Consider the following 16,291-nt stretch of genomic DNA (forward strand, 5'->3'; position numbering starts at 1 on the left):
TGGTCAGAGCCTCCACGGAGAAGGATTGCCGTGGAGGCTCTGACCGTTCCTACCGACTTTGCGGCGGCCGTCGTTCGCGCACCTGTGCTGGCGACTCAGGTCACCTGGTCAGGAGTGGCTCCCAGCCGTCGCGGTGGCGCAGGCCGCGAGGTTGGAGCCGGATCTGGTCGTGCGCTGTTCCGGAGACCGGCTCGGTTCGTATCGTTTCGGGCCGGTCCACCACGACGCAGACGTCCTCGCCGGGCCACCACCAGCCGCAGGAGCGGGCCAGGCCGGCCCAGGCGTCGAGGTGTTCGGCTTCGTCCGGCCCGTACCGGGCGAGGCCGAGTCGCCGCAGCACGTCGTAGTAGGCGATCCATGACGCGTCCTGCTGCCCGTACCAGCACACGGGCAGCGGAGCGTCACCGGCGAGGGCCGCGCGTACGGGGAGGTAGTACCCGTGCGCGAGGCTGCGGTGCAGTGCCGTGCGTACGCCTTGATGCAGCACGACAGCGAGCGGAACTCCGTTGTCGAGCGCGCGTAGCGGCGCCAGCTCGGGCCACGGCTCCTTGGTCTTGCTCCTGCGCACCGGTGACAGTTCGGGATCGGTGTGGGTGACGCCCGCGCTGAGCGCGCCACGCAGCTGGGAGGCGATCATGGCGATGCCGCCGGCCAGCGGTGGTGTCCCGCGCGGCCGGGGGTCCCTGATGCGCTCGTAGAGCTGGTCGAGGGTGGGCCAGCCGGTGATCAGGGGGCGTGCCTTCTCCGGCGAGTCGACCCATTCGAATCGAGGTCGGGGCCGTGCTGCCCTGGCGTAGATGGCGGTCAGGCACCGCTCGGCGGTCGACCTGTCAGTCGGCTGGGTGGAGAGGGCGTGGTCCAGCCACTCCTGGCGAATTCGGATGGCCTGCTGCCACAGGTCGTGAGGGCTGCCGCTGCGATCGGCCTGTGGAGGATTCGCGGCGTCGCTGCGCCGCGCGGGGGCGCTCACAGCGCCAGGGCGTCGCCGCCCTTCCGGTACGAGATCATGGAACGACTATGGCCCACCGCGCGACGCCGACGCAAGGCGATTCTCCACCTGCACGGTCCGGTCGCAGGACGACGCCATTCCGCATGCGCAGACCCTCGTCGGGCATCACGGTGCACCGGTTGGCCCAAGGGCGGGGTACGCGCGAAGCTGCCGCACCGAAGGTCACAGTGCTCGCAACGGGCTGGATCAGGTGGTTTTCAGGTCGGCGGCTCCAAAGGAGACACTGAAGCGCTTGCACCAGATGGAGACGCTCCGGAAGTCCGCCGGATCCACGGAGGCCGGGAGTTCGTACACCTGGTCGCCGCGGTTGCCCTTGAGGCGGGCCACCTCGATCCAGCTGCCGTCGTCGAACACCCGCCAGCCGGCCGGCCCGCTCTTCACCGGCTGGTCGGTCAGCCATACCCGTAGGTCCGGCCCGTTGGACGTGTCGAGATCGCGAAGGACGAGCTGGTGCCGGCCGTCGGCGAGCCGGACGATCTCCGCACTGCCGGTCGTTTCATGCTCGTGAGTGATGAAGTCACCGGCGGAGACGATGCGATTCGCGCCCGGCCTCGTGGCGGCCGGGCGGGACGTAGCGTCGGCGGACGCGGAGCCGGTCGGTGTGGGAGCCCTCTCGGCGACCGGTAGCGCCTCGTCGACGCGAGTGTCGGTGAACAGTTTCCACGGCTGAAACCAGAAGAGCCCGAAGGCCGCGATGATTACGACCACGGTCACGCTTGCCCAGATCAGCGGCGGCCGTACTCGCTTCGTCCACATGCTCGCCAGAGTACGTCGCACCGGTCGTCGAATCGGCGGCCATCCATTTCCAGATTCTTACGGCTGTTCCGCTCACGAGATGCGGTGCGACGGCGGCCGCTTCCGGCAGTTTCACGCACAAACGCTGGTCCCGGTCGCGTCTGCGGCCGGGACCAGCGGTGGAGCTGAGCTCAGGAGGCGGCGATGCCTTCCATCCCGATGCCGTTCTCGAACTTCGGCAGCCCCTTCACCTCGGTGACGAGTTTGAGGGAGCCGTCCTTGCCCACCTCGTAGCCCTGCACGTTGCCGGCGGCGGCGTTCTGGACGTACAGGAAGCCGTCGCTGGCGGTCATGTCGATCGAGCCACCGCCGGTGTCGGCGGCGACGGCCTTGACGAGGACGAGCTTGCCGTCGCGGTCGACCTTGTAGGAGCTGATGGTGGAGCTGCCGGCGTTGGCGACGAAGAAGAAGTCGCCGACGCGCTGGATCCAGCACGGCGCCTGCTGGCCGTTGGGCACCGACGGCCCGATCTGGTCGAGTCCGCCGTCCTTCTCCAGCTCGAACCGGCTGAGCTCGTTGCTGCCGGATTCGGTGACCAGCAGTGTGTCCTCGGTGTCGAAGGTGAAGCCGAACGGGGTGTTGCCGGCGTCGCTGATCACGGGGTGTCGGGACAGCTCGCCGTGGCGGCCGATCTCGTAGCTGAACATCACGTTGGCGGCCTTCGTGCTCACCAGCACGAACTCGCCTTCGGGATCGATCTCGACCTGGGCCGGGGCGGTCATGAAGGCGGGCGGGTTCCCGTTGTGCAGCCCGAGTGACCGGTGCGCGCCCTCGATCGGCGACAGCCGGTCCTTGTGCAGGCGGAAGCCCTGAACGGAGCCTTCGCCGCCGGCGTTGAGCACGTAGACCAGGTTGCCCCGAACCGCCACGCTGACCGGCAGCAGGCCGTGCGACCAGACGACCTGGAGCTTGTCGAGCTTGGTGCCGTCGACCCGGAACACCGTCACGGTGTTGCTGCCGGCGTTGACCGCGAACAGCAGCCCGTCGTGATAGATCAGCGACCCTTGCGACGCCAGCGCGTCGCCCGGCGCGCCGACGGTGAATCCGCCGAGGCCGCCCGTCTCGAACTCGCCCTTCGGGGAGAGGTGGCCGTCGTCGTCGCGGTCGTAGACCTTGACCGTGTTGCCCTCCGCCTTGTTCGTCTGGACGAACAGCGCACCGTCGTCGCCGTCCTCGTGGTGCTGTCCGTGGCCACCACGGTCGTCGTGCCGGTACTCCGGTCCTCCGCCGTCGGCGAGAGCGAGCCCCGGGAGCGCCCCGACGCCGGTGAGCCCGGCGAGGAGCGCGGCAGTGGCGAGCGTTTTGCGCTTCATGATCTACCTTCCGGTCGTGACAGCCGCAAACGGGAAGAACTCTCCTGTTTGCAGGCTATGGCCACCTAACGTCGCGCCCGGGCTGTTTACCCAAAAGGTGGATATCCGGCATATTCGTCCCAGCATCCTGTCGGATGCCCATGCTGCCGGTCTCACGGACGGTGGCCCGTCACAGTCCGAGTCGTCCCAGCCTCGAGTTCGTCTCGGTCACCACGTCGGTGAGGTCCCGGTAGGGCTCGTCCCACGGGTCCTTGAGCCCGAAGCCCCGGTGCGGATTCTCCAACCAGCTGCACCAGTGCCAGCCCAGGCACCAGGGCCGCTCGGCGAAGGCGTCGGCGGAGGCCGCGTAAGCCAGGCCGCGTTCCCGTTGGTTGAGGAAGGAGCCGGTACGACCCGGGCTCATCACGGTCGGACACCAGTTGCCGGTGTCGGCGATGAGGACCGGCCTGCCGGTTCGTTCGTGCCACCGATCGACCATGTCCAGGGCCGCCTCCAAGCGCCCGGCCTCTGGTCCGGGAAACAGCTGTACGGAGAGAACGTCGACGTACGACGCCATGGCATCGAGCACCGGCTCGGGCGCGCCGACCCGACCGCCGTAGCGGTCGCCCAGGATCAGGTGGTGTGGGTCGTGCCGCCGGATCGCCTCACTGGCAACCCGGTAGTACGCCTCGGCGATGGCCGCCAGCTCTGCCGCTGGGTAGCCGGCACCGGTCGGGTGCCGGCCCCAGCAGGGGACGTCGACCAGGAAGTAGCCGAGCAGGTTCGGGTCGTCGGGCCGGCACAGCGTACGGGCCAGGTGGTCGCACCACTGTGCGAAAGCGGGCTCACGCGGATCCCGGTACGCCGGCACGCCGTTCCAGTGCTCGATCTCGGCGACCCGCAGCGAGAGCGTATACGGCACACCGGTGCCGGCGAGTTCGTCGGGCGGCAGCCCCTCCGAGTGACCCAGGTCGACGACCCGCCCCTCCGTGGACAGTCCGCTGCCGCTGACGTACTCGGAGGTCCAGCCCACGGTGTTGAATCCCCACGACGTCATCTCCGGGATCAGGCCCTCGCGGAGCCAACGTCGGCGCGAGCCGCCGTACCGGGACCGGTGAATATCGAGGTTGTGGGGGTAGCGCAGGTTGGTGTCGTCGGCGTGCACGATCCCGATGGAGCGGAACGGCTCACCGCCGGGCGTACGCAACCGCCAGCCGTCGCGGTGCTCCACAGTGAAGGCGGGCGGATTGCTGGTCATCTCCTGGGTCACTTCCTCGGTGGTCGACGCTACGCGGCCTGATGCTCGCGCAGGTAACGGACCAGGCCGGCGACATCCTCGGGGACGAGGCGCCCGATCGCCCCGCTGGAGTAGACGCTCACCACGACCTTGCCCTCCGGATCGAGCACGAACCCGGTCGACTGGAGATACCGCGGGTCGTCGTTGACGAACGCACCGGTCGCCTCGGCGAAGGCGTCCGGGTCGGCGCTGTGACCCACCGGGAACTCCAGGCCGTGCTCGGCGATCGTCTGCTTCGTCGTGGGCTCGTCATCGACCGATACCGCGACCACCTTGACGCCGAGTTCGGCGAGCTTCCCCAGCGACCGCTGGAAGGCGCGCAGCTGCGCGTTGCAGTACGGGCACCACGAGCCGCGGTAGAAGAGCACCACACCGAAGCCACCGGCGAGGGCGTCGGGCACTCGCAGGGTCTCCCCGTCGGGTAGGGAGAGCGTCAGCGCGGGAAAGTGCTCACCAGGCTGTAGCAGGCTCATTCTGAATCTCCTCGTTCGGTTTGCGCCGGGCACCAGAGCGGTCCTGCCGCGAACGGATCGGTCATGTCACTTTGGCGACGAGTTCCGAGCGAGTTCTTACCGCCGGGAGACCGCCGTCACATCGCGGGCCGCGAAGGCTTCCACGGCCCGCCCGACCCGGTCCGGTCCGCCGTCGATGATTCCGGCGGACGCCCCGGGTCGGCCGTGGCTACAGTTCGGTGCGTGATGCCGGCAGACCCGACGACGTTGGACGACAGTCCGGACACCTCAGGCCGACTCGACCCGGAGTCGGCCGAATGGGTGCGCACGCTCGGTGGTCGCGGCGCGGAGCGGGAGGCGGCTGTCGTGCGGCTGCACGAGCTCCTGCTGCGGGTCGCGCGCGGCGAGGTACGGCGCCGTAGCGGGTTGCTGCGCGTCGACGGCCCGGAGCTCGACGACCTGGCGCACCAGGCGGCGGCCGACGCGCTGCTGGCGATCACCAGCAAGATCGGCCAGTTCCGGGGGGAGAGCCGCTTCAGCACCTGGGCCTACAAGTTCGTGATCTTCGAGGTGTCGAGCAAGATCGGCCGCCACTTCTGGCGCCGGCCGCAGGTGCCATTGGAGGCCGAGGAGTGGGAGCGGTTGCCGGACCGGTTCGGCCTCGACCCGGCCCGGGAGTCCGAGTGGCGCGAACTGATCACCGCGCTGCGCCGGGCGGTGGAGACGGAGCTGACCGAGCGTCAGCGCCAGGTCTTCGTCGAGATCGTGCTGAACGGCGTACCGTTGGACGCCCTGGTCGCGCGGCTCGGCTCGAACCGGAACGCGATCTACAAAATCATGTTCGACGCCCGGCGTAAGCTGCGGACCGCTCTCGCCGCTCATGGGTATCCGCATGACAACACCTCGGAGCCGCAGCGATGAACGACATGTCCGCACTCGACCGTCTCCTGCACACCGACCCCGAAGACGTGGGCTGCGGCCAGGCGATGGAGATGCTGCACCTGTACGCCGAACTGGCCGCCACGAACGCCGAGGCGGCGGCAGAGCGCTACCGAGGAGTCGCCGCCCACCTGCGCGCCTGCGGCCCCTGCCAGGAGGACCTCGAAGGTCTGCTGGCCGCGATCACCGATCCGAGGCTCTGAGCCGCCACCACTCGTCTCCTCGCGGTCAGCGGTACCGGCCGTCGTAGCGGACTCCGCTGCGGGCATCCGTGAAGCTGACGCCGACAGGTACGCCCTCCTCGACGATCCACCGGATCGTGTACGTGGCCCGGTACGTCGGCGGCCAGAACGAGGCGAAGGTCCCGTCTCCCGTGACGGACCACTCGCCGGCTGACGGTGTGCCCCTGTCGACGTAGGTCGTCCGGCCCTCCGCCGTGAACGATTGAGTCGCGCCGTCGGAGAAGACGAGCTGTGCGGCGGTCAGGGCGGCGATCATGTCCACCGCGGCGACCGGCTGGCCGTCGACCACGTTTCCGCCGGTGGGAACCGGGTTCATCGAACTCTCCTAGCTATCATCCGTGGACCTTATCGTCCGTTTTATGTTCTGCAGGGGAGGCGCCTGTCGGATCCGGGAGGACGCCTCCCCAGGGTTGTCGTATGTACTGCTGCTGGCATCAGCGGTAGCTTTCCGCTGCGGTTTGCCGGGCAACGTGGGGCCAGCCTATCCTGGACGTGATAGTCCAGATAATATGCCTGGGACCACGGACGGCCCGGTCCCCGCCATGGAGAACCTCGTCATCCGGGCACTCGCTGGCGATGGCGCCGTGGGCAGGTGTCACATCGACACCAATCGACTGCATGGAAGCGCGGGCGGCAGCGGGAACGTGGCCGCCCGGCCACCTGGAGGGGGACGTATGGCAGTGATCACACGCGGCTTCGGCGGCCGCAGACGCGACGACACCGACCTCCCGCCCGGCCAGTACCGCACGGACGATTTCCCGGTGCTGTCGGCGGGGCCGACGCCGCGCATCAGCCTCGACGACTGGGAACTCGCCGTCGTCACCGAGACCGGCGAGCGGAGCACGTGGTCGTGGGCGGAGTTCACCGCCCTCCCTGCCGACGAGCCGACCGTCGACATCCACTGCGTCACGCACTGGTCGAAGTTCGGCACGAGCTGGCGGGGCGTCTCGCTGGACACGTTGCTCGCCGACGTCGAGACCGCGGCCGAGTACGTCGTCGCCCACTCCTACGGCGGCTACACCACGAACATCCCGATCGAGGACCTCCTCGACGGCCAGGCCTGGGTGGCGTACGAGTTCGACGGTGAGCCGCTGGTTCCGGTGCACGGCGGGCCGGCCCGTCTCCTCGTTCCGCACCTCTACTTCTGGAAGAGCGCGAAATGGCTACGGACTCTGGAACTGCGTCTCGACGACGAGCCCGGGTTCTGGGAGACGGCCGGGTACCACAACTACGGGGACCCGTGGCGCGAGCAGCGGTACCGGGCAGACTGACCTGGCAGTCGGCTACCGTCGCCGCCACCCGGGCGGAGACCGCGACGGCGCGGACGCTGATCCTCGACGTCGACGGCTGGACAGGTCACCTGCCGGGCCAGCACATCGACGTCCGGTTGACGGCCCCCGACGGCTACACGGCGCAGCGCAGCTACTCGATCTCGTCCGCCCCGGGGCCCGAGCGGCTCGAAGTGACGGTCCAGGTGGTGACCGACGGTGAGGTCTCGCCGTACCTCGTTGAGGTTGCGGAGCCGGGCGACCAGATCGAGATCCGCGGGCCGCTCGGCGGCTGGTTCGTACGCCGACCCGCCGACCCGCGCCCGGCGTTGCTGATCGGCGGCGGGTCCGGCGTGGCGCCGCTGATGTCGATGGTGCGTGCGGCGACGAGCCCCACCCGGCTGCTCTACTCGACCCGGTCCCCGTCCGACGCGCTCTTCACCGCGGAGCTCGCCACTGCGGGAGCCGCAGCCGATGGGCTCGTCGCAGTCACGCACGTCTACAGCCGGGTCGCGCCCGCAGGCTCTCCGGTCCCACCCCGGCGGTTGGACGCGGACGACCTCGCCCGGGTCGTCTGGCCCCGCGATGCCGACCCGGTGGCGTTCGTCTGTGGGCCCACCGGATTCGTCGAGACCGTTGCCGACCTGCTCGTCGGTGTCGGTCACGATCCCGCGAACATCCGCGCTGAACGTTTCGGACCGACCGGAGGATGACCATGTCGACCATCAACGGCGGAGGCGACGACGCGGCCTGGGTGGACGGCAACGCCCTCGCCGGACCGCTCGGCGAGATCATGGGGACCGACCTCACCGTCGCCGAACTCACCTGCGCAGGGTGCCGGACGACCCGCCCGCTGGCCGCGATGCGGGTGTTCGACCGAGCGCCCGGCCTCGTCGCCCGATGCCCCGGCTGCGAGGCAGTCGTCCTGCGCCTGGTGCGTACGGCCGACCGCGCGCTGGTCGACCTGCGTGGGGCGCTGCTCCTCAGCCTCCCGATGCCGACCGCCTGAGCGTCGAGAATTCGGTCAATCGCGCTCCTCCTGACGACGTCGGGGTCTCCGACGTCGGTTCGTATTGTCCGAGGCGAGATACTTTGCACTGTCAGCGACCTGACCGAGCGCGCTCAGGCCGCTGATCAGACAACGAGATCAGGAGAAGATATGCCGGGCAACGCCGAGAACATGGTCACGTTGACCAGTCCGGAGCATGATTCGGGTGGCTCGAACCTGTCCGGAGCCACCGGGCACGACGCGGAAGACCTCGTCATCACCGACAACAGCGAGCTCGGCATCTACGAGGCCGCGATAGGGGGCCGGACGGCCGCCGGCCTCGTCTACAGCAGGGTCGGGAACCGCGTCGTCCTGTCGGCGACGTCCGTGTTCCCCGAGTTCCGAGGCAGGGGAGTGGCGGGGAGGCTCGTCGCGGGCGTCCTCGACGAGCTGCGCGTCCAGGGCAAGACCGCCACCGTCACGTGTCCGTTCACGGCGGCGTTCGTCAATTCTCATCCCGAGTATGCCGACGTTCTCGACCCGGTCTTCCCTGGGCCGCACGTAGCCGGGCACGGGAGTTGAACACACGCCGACGCGTCTGACGTCGCGCTCATCGCTGGAGCAGCACGGTCGGCCGGGGTGCGCAGGGACTACGCGCGCTAGGGGCAGGGCTGGCTGCGGACGTGTACGGGCACGTCCGCAGCCCCGCAAGTGACGAGTCGCCCGAACCGGCCTACCCGGTCGGCGCGGGTCGACAAGGCGGGCAGGACCTCTGTCCCTGGCGCCCTACGGACGAACGCGGACGACGGTCTTGCCGGTGGTCCGCTTGGTCGAGTTGAAGGTGGCGACGGCGTCGTCGAGGGTCGTGACGTTGCCAATGTTCGTCCGCAGCCGGCCGTCGCGCACCCGCTGGACGATCTCCCCGAGCTGAGCGCGGTCGGCCTCGACGACGAAGTCGACCGCCAGGCCGTCCGCGGGCCGCGTCTCGACCGGCCCGACGACGGAGACCAGCGTGCCTCCGGCTCGGACCAGGCCTGCGGAGCGCCTCCCGATCTCGCCGCCGATGACGTCGAAGACCAGCTCGACTCCGCCGATGTCTTCGAGGGCGTCGTTCTCGAGGTCGACGAACTCCTGCGCGCCGAAGTCGAGCGCCTTCTGCCGGTCGGCAGCGCGCCCGGTGCCGATGACGTAGGCGCCCGCCTCGCGTGCGAGCTGCGTCACCGTCGAGCCGACCGCGCCGGCCGCTCCGTGCACGAGGACGCTCTGCCCCGCCCGAAGGCGGCCGTGGTCGAACAGCCCCTGCCACGCGGTCAGGCCCGAGATCGGCAGGCTCGCGGCCACCGTGAAGTCGACGTCACCGGGCAGCGGCGCGAGGTTGCGGGCCTCGACGGCCACGTACTCCGCCAGGGTGCCGTCGCGCGTCCAGTCGGTGAGGCCGAACACCCGTTGTCCCACGGAGAGTCCCGTGGTGCCGTAGCCGAGCGCGGTGACCACTCCGGCCAGTTCGTGCCCGGGGATCGACGGCGTCCGGTCCCGGCCGAGGCGATCGGTCCAGGTCGAGGGCCACGACAGCTCCGTCGGTACGAATCCGGACGCGTGAACCTGAACGACGACGTCGTTCAGCGCCGGCTCCGGCTCGGGCCGCTCCACCAGCGTCATCCCAGCCGTTCCTGCCGCCTGGTCCGTCACCACGATCGCTTTCATGCGAATTGTCTCCTTGCTCGTTGTCTCCAGCCGGCCGCCCTGGACCCCGCCGGTTCGCTCCGTGCACTGATCAACGCGTGCCGGGCAGGTCGTTCCTTTCCCACCGAATCGCGAACTGTGCTCGTGGCACCCGGTTTTCCGAAAGTGGCGCAGCGGTCCTAGCTCGGAGCCGGTGGGCAGGCCGGATACTTCGCCGCCAGCGGGGCACCCAGTAGGGCGCCCCGAACCTAGTCGGGGCATAACTGGTCGGTCAAGTCCACTTTCGGAGCCCGGCGGAGGCCGCGTTGAGTGCAACCCATCCCAGGCTGAAGCGCCCAATGATGGTGCTGGCCGGCCGCCTCTGGGCTCCGTCTCTGGACGCTATAGTCCATGGAAGGCGAGGGCTGCGGGAATAGAGTCGGCCCGCGAGGTGTCTGTACCTCTGCGTGCCCAGGCGCGCTTCGCCTGGTTCCTCAGCTTCGCACCGAAAGACGGGGAGGGGAGAGCTGTGCCCGAGCAGGCCCAGTACCACAAGAACCCGGAGGCCGTTTCGCGGCTCAACCCGGAGCAGTACCGCGTTACCCAGCAGGACGGCACCGAGCGCCCGTTCGCCAACGCCTACTGGGACAACCACGAGCCCGGCATCTACGTCGACGTCGTGTCCGGCGAGCCGCTGTTCGCATCGGTCGACAAGTACGACAGCCGCTCCGGCTGGCCGAGCTTCACGAAGCCGATCAGCAAGACCAACGTCGTCGAGCTCCAAGACTCCAGTCTCGGGATGATCCGGACCGAGGCCCGCTCGCTGTACGGGGACAGTCACCTCGGCCACATCTTCGACGACGGTCCCGCCGACAAGGGTGGACTGCGCTACTGCATCAACTCCGCGTCGTTGCGCTTCGTCCACCTCGACGACCTGGAGAAGGCCGGGTACGGCGAGTACCGCAAGCTGTTCACCAGTGACAAGAACACCGACGACAAGTAAGGGGACGACGTGACCACCGAAAAGGCGATCCTCGCCGGCGGCTGCTTCTGGGGTATGGAGGAGCTGTTCCGCCACCAGCCCGGCATCGTGTCGACTCGCGTCGGCTACAGCGGCGGCGACGTCCCGAACGCCACCTACCGCAACCACGGCACCCACGCGGAGTCGATCGAGGTCCTCTACGACACCGAGAAGACCGACTTCCGCGCGCTGCTCGAGTTCTTCTTCCAGATCCACGACCCGTCGACGAAGAACCGCCAGGGCAACGACATCGGCACCAGCTACCGCTCGGCGATCTTCTACACGAACGACGAGCAGAAGCGGGTCGCCGAGGACACGATCGCCGACGTCGACGCCTCGGGCCTGTGGCCCGGCAAGGTCGTCACCGAGGTCACCCCGGCGGGCGACTTCTGGGAGGCCGAGCCCGAGCACCAGAACTACCTGCAGACCTACCCCAACGGTTACACCTGCCACTTCCCCCGCCCCGGCTGGAAGCTGCCGAAGCGGGCATCGGCCTGACACCTCCGGCGCGCGGACCTCGGGTCCGCGCGCCGGCTCGGGCCGAGGTGGTCGGCCGGAGCGAGGAGTGGACCTCACCGGCGTCCGTCCGGGTAACGCGGTCGCTCGATCCGGTCCGGGACGGCACGTCCGCGGTTCCCGCCGCTGCCGTATGCCAGCTATGCCCCAGAACTGGGGCATAGCTGGCAGAACGGGCAAGTCGATGACGAGGGGCAACGCGGCCGAGCTGATACGGCAAGCCGGTGATCCACAGCGGGCCACGTTCCTGGAACTCTTCTTCGACCTGGTGTTCGTCCTCGCGCTCACGCGGCTCTCACGCGATCTGGTAGCGGATCTCGGATGATCCTCCGGCCGTTTTGATCGAGGATCACCGCGAACCTGGCCGAGCGCCACCAGCAGTTCTTCATCATCGTGCTCGGCGACATGATCCTGGTGACCGGCCTGGCGCTGGGCAACGGCGGCTTCACGCCGGACGGGGTCGCCGCCTCCGTCGGCGCCGAACTCGTCATCGCGAATCCACTCGGGCGCACCCCGCCGGCCTGGATCGCCGTCATCCTCGGCGGACCCGCGCTGTACCTGGCCGGACGGGCCCGCTTCGAGCACGCGGTGTTCGGTCGGGTGTCCCGGTCCCGACCGATCGGCATCCTCGCGCTGGCCGCGCTTGCGCCGGCGATGTTCCTCCTGCCGCCGGTCGCGGTCGCGGTCGCCGCCGCTGCTGCCCTCGTCCTGACCGGGATCGCCGGAGCCGACGCGGCCCGCGCCCGCCGAAACCCGTCCGAGCCGCCGTCCCCACCCGGCCAGCGGTGGGGACGTCTTGTCTGCCGGGCCTATATACGGGACTAAATAGTCCAAAATGAGACTCGCTCAATGATGTTCCGTGGATGCAACGCCCATTAACGATGCTGGTGCGCACCCTTCTTCTATCTTGATGTGGTCGAATGCGAAATAAGATTGAACGGACTCCACGGTCCAATTCTCAGTGGATTCCTCGGCGCGTCGATACACTTGACCAATGGGCGACGAGCAGGGGTCTGCGCCGACGAAGCCGCGGAGGATCAGTCAACGGGGCATCGCGACGCGAGAGCGGATCCTCGAGGCCGCGAACCGGCTGATGTTCGTACGCGGAGTGAACGCGACCACCCTTGACGACGTCCGTGAGGCGAGTCAGACGAGCAAGTCCCAGCTATACCACCACTTCGCCGACAAGCAGGAGCTCGTACGCGCGTTGGTCCGATATCGGGGCGCGCTCGTGCTCCAGCGCGAACGCGGAGGGCTGGAACGGCTCAGATCGTTCTCCGGGCTGGTCCGGTGGCGTAACGCGCTGGTCCAGGCCAACTCCCTGAACAACGGCAAATACGGGTGTGGCCTCGGGTCGATGGCTGTCGAGCTGTCCGATCAAGATGAGCAGGCCCGATCGATGCTGTCGGAGACGTTCGCGGCATGGGAAAAGCTGATCAGCGATGGTCTGCACCGGATGCGCGACAGCGGCGCGCTGCGTCAGGAAGCCGAACCGGAGAAGCTGGCCACCGGGTTGATGGCGGCTCTGCAGGGTGGCTACCTGCTGGCGAATACCGCGCACGACGTCGGACCCATGGAAGTCGCTCTGGACATGGCGCTGGAGCACATCAAGTCGTTCCTCACGGAGCCGTCCGGCGAGTCGACCCGCTGATCGAGCCTTCTCGTCGTGATCGTGCTGGTCGCGGCGGGTGCGGACAGTCCGGAGGTCGTTGCGGGTGATGCCGCCGTAAGCAACCTCGGCGGCGTCGATCCCGGTGGCGACGACTCGACTCGGCCGGCAGGCCCTCGACTCGGCCGGTAGGCCTACGCGGCAGCATTCCGGCGAAACTGCCCTCGCCTGGTTGGGCGGCGACGGTCGCCGCCCCGACGCGGGTACGACCGTACACCGCGCACCTGCTGGACCGATGGGTCCATCCCTGGGTTCGGCGTCGGCCGGGTGCAGCCGAGGGGTCTTGGGTCTGTACGCCGCCAGATGCAGCTAGAGACGCCGGATGGCGACGTCTGAGTGGTTCTGGTGGCTGGCGAGTAATTGGACTATCCAGTCCGCGAAGGCTAGCCTGCTGAGGCGCCCGGTCATGGGTAATACCTGGCCGCGGCCCCCGCTCGGACTGCGGCCCGGCTACTGCCGGATCCGCGTACCGGACTGTCACTACCGAGATCAAGAGGAAGGCGCGGCTGATGGAAACCGATCGGGACCGTGTCGTCGCATCCGCCCGAGCTGTCCTTCCGCTCAATGAGCGTCGGCGCACGGAGCTGACCAGCCGCGGCTTCACGTTCGTCGCCGACGAGCCGCACAACGGCGCGCTCGGCGAAGGCCCGACGCCGACGGAGTACCTGTTGATGGCGCTCGCGTCGTGCACCGCTCAGACGCTGCGGCAGTACGTCGACTACAAGTACGACAACGCCGGTGACATCACCGTCGAGATCGACTACCACGAGCCCGAGCAGGAAGGCGCAGAGCGCTACCTGAAGCGCACGATCACGCTGAGCGAGGAGCCCGATCCCGACGACCTGAAGGTGATGCACGACATCGCCGAGAGGTCGCCGGTGACCCTGCTGATTCAGTTCGCGTGGAGCGTGCGGACCGAGTTCGTCGGGCCGCGCTGAAATCAGGCCGCCTGCTGCTCGGCGATCGTGGCCGAGCAGCGGGCGCCGGTCTTTCCTCCCCAAGCGGCGACGGGGTTCCGTCGACCGCGACAGCCTGTTACGCCATGCGGCGACGTGCCCGCGGCGCGGGCTGTGGCGACCGCGAACCGATCCAGGTCGCGGCCCGGCCGCACCGATCCTGCTGAACGACCGCTACCGGGCGGCCGGCGCTGCCTCGTGGCCGTCGCCGGCGCCCCGGAAGGTGACGTGTGACCGAAAGCAAGATGAGCGACCGAACGATCTGGATGCGGAGTCTGGCGACACCGCTGCGAGCCTTCCTGCGAACCGAGGCCGGCAGCGCCGGCGTGCTCGTGGCCGCCATCGTCGCCGCACTGCTCTGGGCCAACCTCGACCTCGGCTCCTACGAAGCCGTCTGGCGCACCCAGTTGGCCCTGCGGCTCGGGAACCTCGAACTCTCCCGCGACCTGCACACCTGGATCAACAGCGGCTTGATGACGCTCTTCTTCCTGGTCGTCGGCCTTGAGACGCGGCGCGAGTTCGACCTCGGCGACCTACGCGACCGGCGACGCTTCGTGCTGCCCAGCCTGGCCGGCGTGATCGGCATGCTGATCCCGGTGCTGATCTTCCTGGCGGTCAACCACGGCGGCCCGGGCGCGCACGGCTGGGGCGTGGCCATGTCGACCGACACCGCCCTCGCGCTGGGCCTGCTGGCACTGCTCGGCCGGGGCGTGCCCGACCGGGTCCGAATCTTCCTGCTCACCGTGTTCGTGGTCGACGATCTGATCGCACTCGTCGTCATCGCCCTGGTCTACAGCGACGACATCAAGATGATGCCGATCATGGTGGCCGTGGCGGCGTTCGCGATCATGCTGGCGATTCGGGCGGCCGGCGTACGGCGTGGCTCGGCGTACGTGCCGTTCGCCGTCGTGATGTGGGGCGCGCTGCTGGTCAGCGGAGTCGACCCGGTGGTGGCCGGACTGGCCATCGGGTTGACCGCCTTCGCCTACTCTCCGGGCCGAGCTGAGCTCGAGCAGGTCAGCGGGCTGTTCCGGTCGTTCCGTGAGCAGCCGACGCCCAAGCTCGCGCGTACCGCTTCGATCGGCCTCGCGAACACGCTCTCGCCCAACGACCGCCTTCAGCGCATCTACCACCCGTGGTCCAGCTACGTCATCGTGCCGCTGTTCGGCCTGGCCAACGCCGGTATCGGCATCGACGGTCCGTTCCTGGCTCGGGCGTTCGCGTCGCCTGTCACCTGGGGCGTGCTGCTCGGATTCGTCGTCGGCAAGCCCCTCGCCGTGATCGGCACCTCGGCCGGGCTCACCTGGATCTCGCGTGGCCGCGTCCGCCCGGCCGTGGGCTGGGCGGGCGTGCTCGGTAGCGGCACGATCGCCGGTGTCAGCTTCACGGTGTCGCTGCTGATCGCCAGCCTGGCCTTCACCGGCGACCAACTCGCCGAGGCCAAGGTCGGGGTGCTCAGCGCCGCGATCGTATCCTCGGCGCTGACCTGGACGGTGTTCCGCTTCACCAACCTGCTGTCCAAGGAGAAGCGCACCCGGGCGCTCTTCGGCGACGTGACGGAGCTGATCGACCTCATTCCGGAGGTCGACGAGAAGTACGACCACGTCCGCGGCCCCGCCGATGCGTCGGTGACGCTGGTGCAGTACGGCGACTTCGAGTGCCCGTACTGCGGAAAGGCCGAGCCGGTCATCCGGCAGTTGCTGGGCCACGCCGATCTGCGTTTCGTGTGGCGTCACCTGCCCCTGTCGGACGTGCACCCCCAGGCCCAGCTGGCGGCCGAGGCCGCCGAGGCGGCGGCCGCGCAGGGCAGCTTCTGGCAGATGCACGACCTGCTCCTCGACCACCAGGAGAAGCTGAACATCCCGGATCTGATCAAGTACGCCGGCGACCTGGGTCTGGACCAGAACCGGTTCCACGACGACCTGATCAGCCATGCCCACGCCGCCCGCATCGACAGTGACATCGACTCGGCCGACAACAGCGGAGTGTCCGGTACTCCGACGTTCTTCATCAACGGCCGCCGCCACTACGGCGCCTACGACATCAACACCTTGACGGCCGCCATTCGGATGGCCCGAGCCCGGGCCCGCCTCGGCCGCGAGGCGCCAGCGACGATCCGAGAGCAAGAGGCTCAGCGCCGATAGCGATACCGGCGAAACAGCTCCCGCGTAGGGCCCCCCGCCCT

General features: G+C 68.8%; 19 protein-coding genes and 1 pseudogene. 13 read left to right on the forward strand and 7 right to left on the reverse strand.

Annotated elements, in window-relative coordinates; translation table 11 throughout:
* Positions 1-100: 100 nt before the first annotated feature.
* From D7147_RS05465 to D7147_RS05485, 5 genes are all read right to left on the reverse strand, one after another.
* A complete protein-coding gene (locus D7147_RS05465; protein WP_120674266.1) occupies positions 101-970 on the reverse strand; it encodes a DUF6745 domain-containing protein in 870 nt (289 codons plus the stop codon).
* A 225-nt stretch (positions 971-1,195) separates the two neighbouring features.
* Positions 1,196-1,765 (reverse strand): DM13 domain-containing protein, encoded by a 570-nt coding sequence (locus D7147_RS05470; protein WP_120674268.1) that lies wholly within the window; start codon positions 1,763-1,765, stop codon positions 1,196-1,198.
* Between the two features lie 170 nt (positions 1,766-1,935).
* Positions 1,936-3,117, reverse strand: a complete 1,182-nt coding sequence (locus D7147_RS05475) for a lactonase family protein (RefSeq protein WP_120674270.1) — start codon at positions 3,115-3,117, stop codon at positions 1,936-1,938.
* 169 nt (positions 3,118-3,286) lie between these two features.
* Positions 3,287-4,366 carry a glycoside hydrolase 5 family protein gene (locus D7147_RS05480; RefSeq protein WP_199734085.1) on the reverse strand — a complete coding sequence of 360 codons (1,080 nt, stop codon included), beginning with the start codon at positions 4,364-4,366 and terminating at the stop codon, positions 3,287-3,289.
* A 17-nt stretch (positions 4,367-4,383) separates the two neighbouring features.
* Entirely contained in the window at positions 4,384-4,866 is a 483-nt protein-coding gene (locus D7147_RS05485) for a peroxiredoxin family protein (protein ID WP_120674272.1), read from the reverse strand.
* A 225-nt stretch (positions 4,867-5,091) separates the two neighbouring features.
* Here D7147_RS05485 and D7147_RS05490 point away from each other — a divergent pair, with 225 nt between their 5' ends.
* The gene (locus tag D7147_RS05490) at positions 5,092-5,766 is read left to right on the forward strand and encodes an RNA polymerase sigma factor (RefSeq protein WP_120675218.1); all 675 of its coding nucleotides are present in this window, start codon (positions 5,092-5,094) and stop codon (positions 5,764-5,766) included.
* The gene (locus D7147_RS05495) at positions 5,763-5,987 is read left to right on the forward strand and encodes a hypothetical protein (RefSeq protein WP_120674274.1); all 225 of its coding nucleotides are present in this window, start codon (positions 5,763-5,765) and stop codon (positions 5,985-5,987) included. Before D7147_RS05490 ends, D7147_RS05495 begins: the two co-directional genes overlap by 4 nt.
* A gap of 25 nt (positions 5,988-6,012) precedes the next feature.
* On the opposite strand, the gene D7147_RS05500 is transcribed toward D7147_RS05495, so the two are convergent.
* Positions 6,013-6,342 carry a hypothetical protein gene (locus D7147_RS05500; protein ID WP_233562951.1) on the reverse strand — a complete coding sequence of 110 codons (330 nt, stop codon included), beginning with the start codon at positions 6,340-6,342 and terminating at the stop codon, positions 6,013-6,015.
* Positions 6,343-6,700: 358 nt separating this feature from the next.
* On the opposite strand from D7147_RS05500, the gene D7147_RS05505 reads away from it, so the two are divergent.
* The 4 genes from D7147_RS05505 (at position 6,701) to D7147_RS05520 (ending at position 8,864) form a co-directional block, all read left to right on the forward strand.
* Positions 6,701-7,297 (forward strand): sulfite oxidase-like oxidoreductase, encoded by a 597-nt coding sequence (locus tag D7147_RS05505; protein ID WP_120674276.1) that lies wholly within the window; start codon positions 6,701-6,703, stop codon positions 7,295-7,297.
* On the forward strand, positions 7,267-8,007 hold the full coding sequence (locus tag D7147_RS05510) for an FAD-binding oxidoreductase (RefSeq protein ID WP_120674278.1): 741 nt from the start codon (positions 7,267-7,269) through the stop codon (positions 8,005-8,007). Before D7147_RS05505 ends, D7147_RS05510 begins: the two co-directional genes overlap by 31 nt.
* 2 nt (positions 8,008-8,009) lie before the next feature.
* On the forward strand, positions 8,010-8,303 hold the full coding sequence (locus D7147_RS05515; protein ID WP_120674280.1) for a DUF6510 family protein: 294 nt from the start codon (positions 8,010-8,012) through the stop codon (positions 8,301-8,303).
* 150 nt (positions 8,304-8,453) lie between these two features.
* Positions 8,454-8,864: a GNAT family N-acetyltransferase gene (locus D7147_RS05520; protein WP_120674282.1), complete on the forward strand. Its 411-nt coding sequence runs from the start codon at positions 8,454-8,456 to the stop codon at positions 8,862-8,864.
* A 204-nt stretch (positions 8,865-9,068) separates the two neighbouring features.
* Here D7147_RS05520 and D7147_RS05525 read toward each other — a convergent pair whose 3' ends face one another.
* Entirely contained in the window at positions 9,069-9,986 is a 918-nt protein-coding gene (locus tag D7147_RS05525; RefSeq protein ID WP_120674284.1) for an NADP-dependent oxidoreductase, read from the reverse strand.
* Between the two features lie 409 nt (positions 9,987-10,395).
* Between D7147_RS05525 and msrB the strand changes: the two genes are divergently transcribed.
* The 7 genes and pseudogenes from msrB (at position 10,396) to nhaA (ending at position 16,278) form a co-directional block, all read left to right on the forward strand.
* Positions 10,396-10,947: a peptide-methionine (R)-S-oxide reductase MsrB gene (gene msrB, locus D7147_RS05530; protein ID WP_222864453.1), complete on the forward strand. Its 552-nt coding sequence runs from the start codon at positions 10,396-10,398 to the stop codon at positions 10,945-10,947.
* 9 nt (positions 10,948-10,956) lie between these two features.
* Positions 10,957-11,463: a peptide-methionine (S)-S-oxide reductase MsrA gene (gene msrA, locus D7147_RS05535; protein ID WP_120674288.1), complete on the forward strand. Its 507-nt coding sequence runs from the start codon at positions 10,957-10,959 to the stop codon at positions 11,461-11,463.
* 202 nt (positions 11,464-11,665) lie between these two features.
* Positions 11,666-11,806: a low temperature requirement protein A gene (locus D7147_RS05540; RefSeq protein ID WP_233562952.1), complete on the forward strand. Its 141-nt coding sequence runs from the start codon at positions 11,666-11,668 to the stop codon at positions 11,804-11,806.
* Positions 11,807-11,886: 80 nt separating this feature from the next.
* A complete protein-coding gene (locus D7147_RS05545; protein WP_120675222.1) occupies positions 11,887-12,306 on the forward strand; it encodes a low temperature requirement protein A in 420 nt (139 codons plus the stop codon).
* 169 nt (positions 12,307-12,475) lie between these two features.
* Positions 12,476-13,132 (forward strand): TetR/AcrR family transcriptional regulator, encoded by a 657-nt coding sequence (locus tag D7147_RS05550; protein WP_120674290.1) that lies wholly within the window; start codon positions 12,476-12,478, stop codon positions 13,130-13,132.
* Between the two features lie 527 nt (positions 13,133-13,659).
* Positions 13,660-14,088: an OsmC family protein gene (locus D7147_RS05555; protein ID WP_120674292.1), complete on the forward strand. Its 429-nt coding sequence runs from the start codon at positions 13,660-13,662 to the stop codon at positions 14,086-14,088.
* Between the two features lie 263 nt (positions 14,089-14,351).
* Positions 14,352-16,278: pseudogene (gene nhaA / locus D7147_RS05560) on the forward strand (Na+/H+ antiporter NhaA).
* Positions 16,279-16,291: the final 13 nt, after the last annotated feature.

Source organism: Micromonospora musae (assembly GCF_003626545.1).
GTDB lineage: Bacteria > Actinomycetota > Actinomycetes > Mycobacteriales > Micromonosporaceae > Micromonospora > Micromonospora musae.

Coding starts and splice junctions, on each gene's coding strand:
- D7147_RS05470 (WP_120674268.1), bottom strand. CDS start 1,765: ATGTGGACGAAGCGAGTACGGCCGCCGCTGATCTGGGCAAGCGTGACC.
- D7147_RS05475 (WP_120674270.1), bottom strand. CDS start 3,117: ATGAAGCGCAAAACGCTCGCCACTGCCGCGCTCCTCGCCGGGCTCACC.
- D7147_RS05485 (WP_120674272.1), bottom strand. CDS start 4,866: ATGAGCCTGCTACAGCCTGGTGAGCACTTTCCCGCGCTGACGCTCTCC.
- D7147_RS05490 (WP_120675218.1), top strand. CDS start 5,092: ATGCCGGCAGACCCGACGACGTTGGACGACAGTCCGGACACCTCAGGC.
- D7147_RS05495 (WP_120674274.1), top strand. CDS start 5,763: ATGAACGACATGTCCGCACTCGACCGTCTCCTGCACACCGACCCCGAA.
- D7147_RS05500 (WP_233562951.1), bottom strand. CDS start 6,342: ATGAACCCGGTTCCCACCGGCGGAAACGTGGTCGACGGCCAGCCGGTC.
- D7147_RS05505 (WP_120674276.1), top strand. CDS start 6,701: ATGGCAGTGATCACACGCGGCTTCGGCGGCCGCAGACGCGACGACACC.
- D7147_RS05515 (WP_120674280.1), top strand. CDS start 8,010: ATGTCGACCATCAACGGCGGAGGCGACGACGCGGCCTGGGTGGACGGC.
- D7147_RS05520 (WP_120674282.1), top strand. CDS start 8,454: ATGCCGGGCAACGCCGAGAACATGGTCACGTTGACCAGTCCGGAGCAT.
- D7147_RS05525 (WP_120674284.1), bottom strand. CDS start 9,986: ATGAAAGCGATCGTGGTGACGGACCAGGCGGCAGGAACGGCTGGGATG.
- D7147_RS05540 (WP_233562952.1), top strand. CDS start 11,666: ATGACGAGGGGCAACGCGGCCGAGCTGATACGGCAAGCCGGTGATCCA.
- D7147_RS05545 (WP_120675222.1), top strand. CDS start 11,887: ATGATCCTGGTGACCGGCCTGGCGCTGGGCAACGGCGGCTTCACGCCG.
- D7147_RS05550 (WP_120674290.1), top strand. CDS start 12,476: ATGGGCGACGAGCAGGGGTCTGCGCCGACGAAGCCGCGGAGGATCAGT.
- D7147_RS05555 (WP_120674292.1), top strand. CDS start 13,660: ATGGAAACCGATCGGGACCGTGTCGTCGCATCCGCCCGAGCTGTCCTT.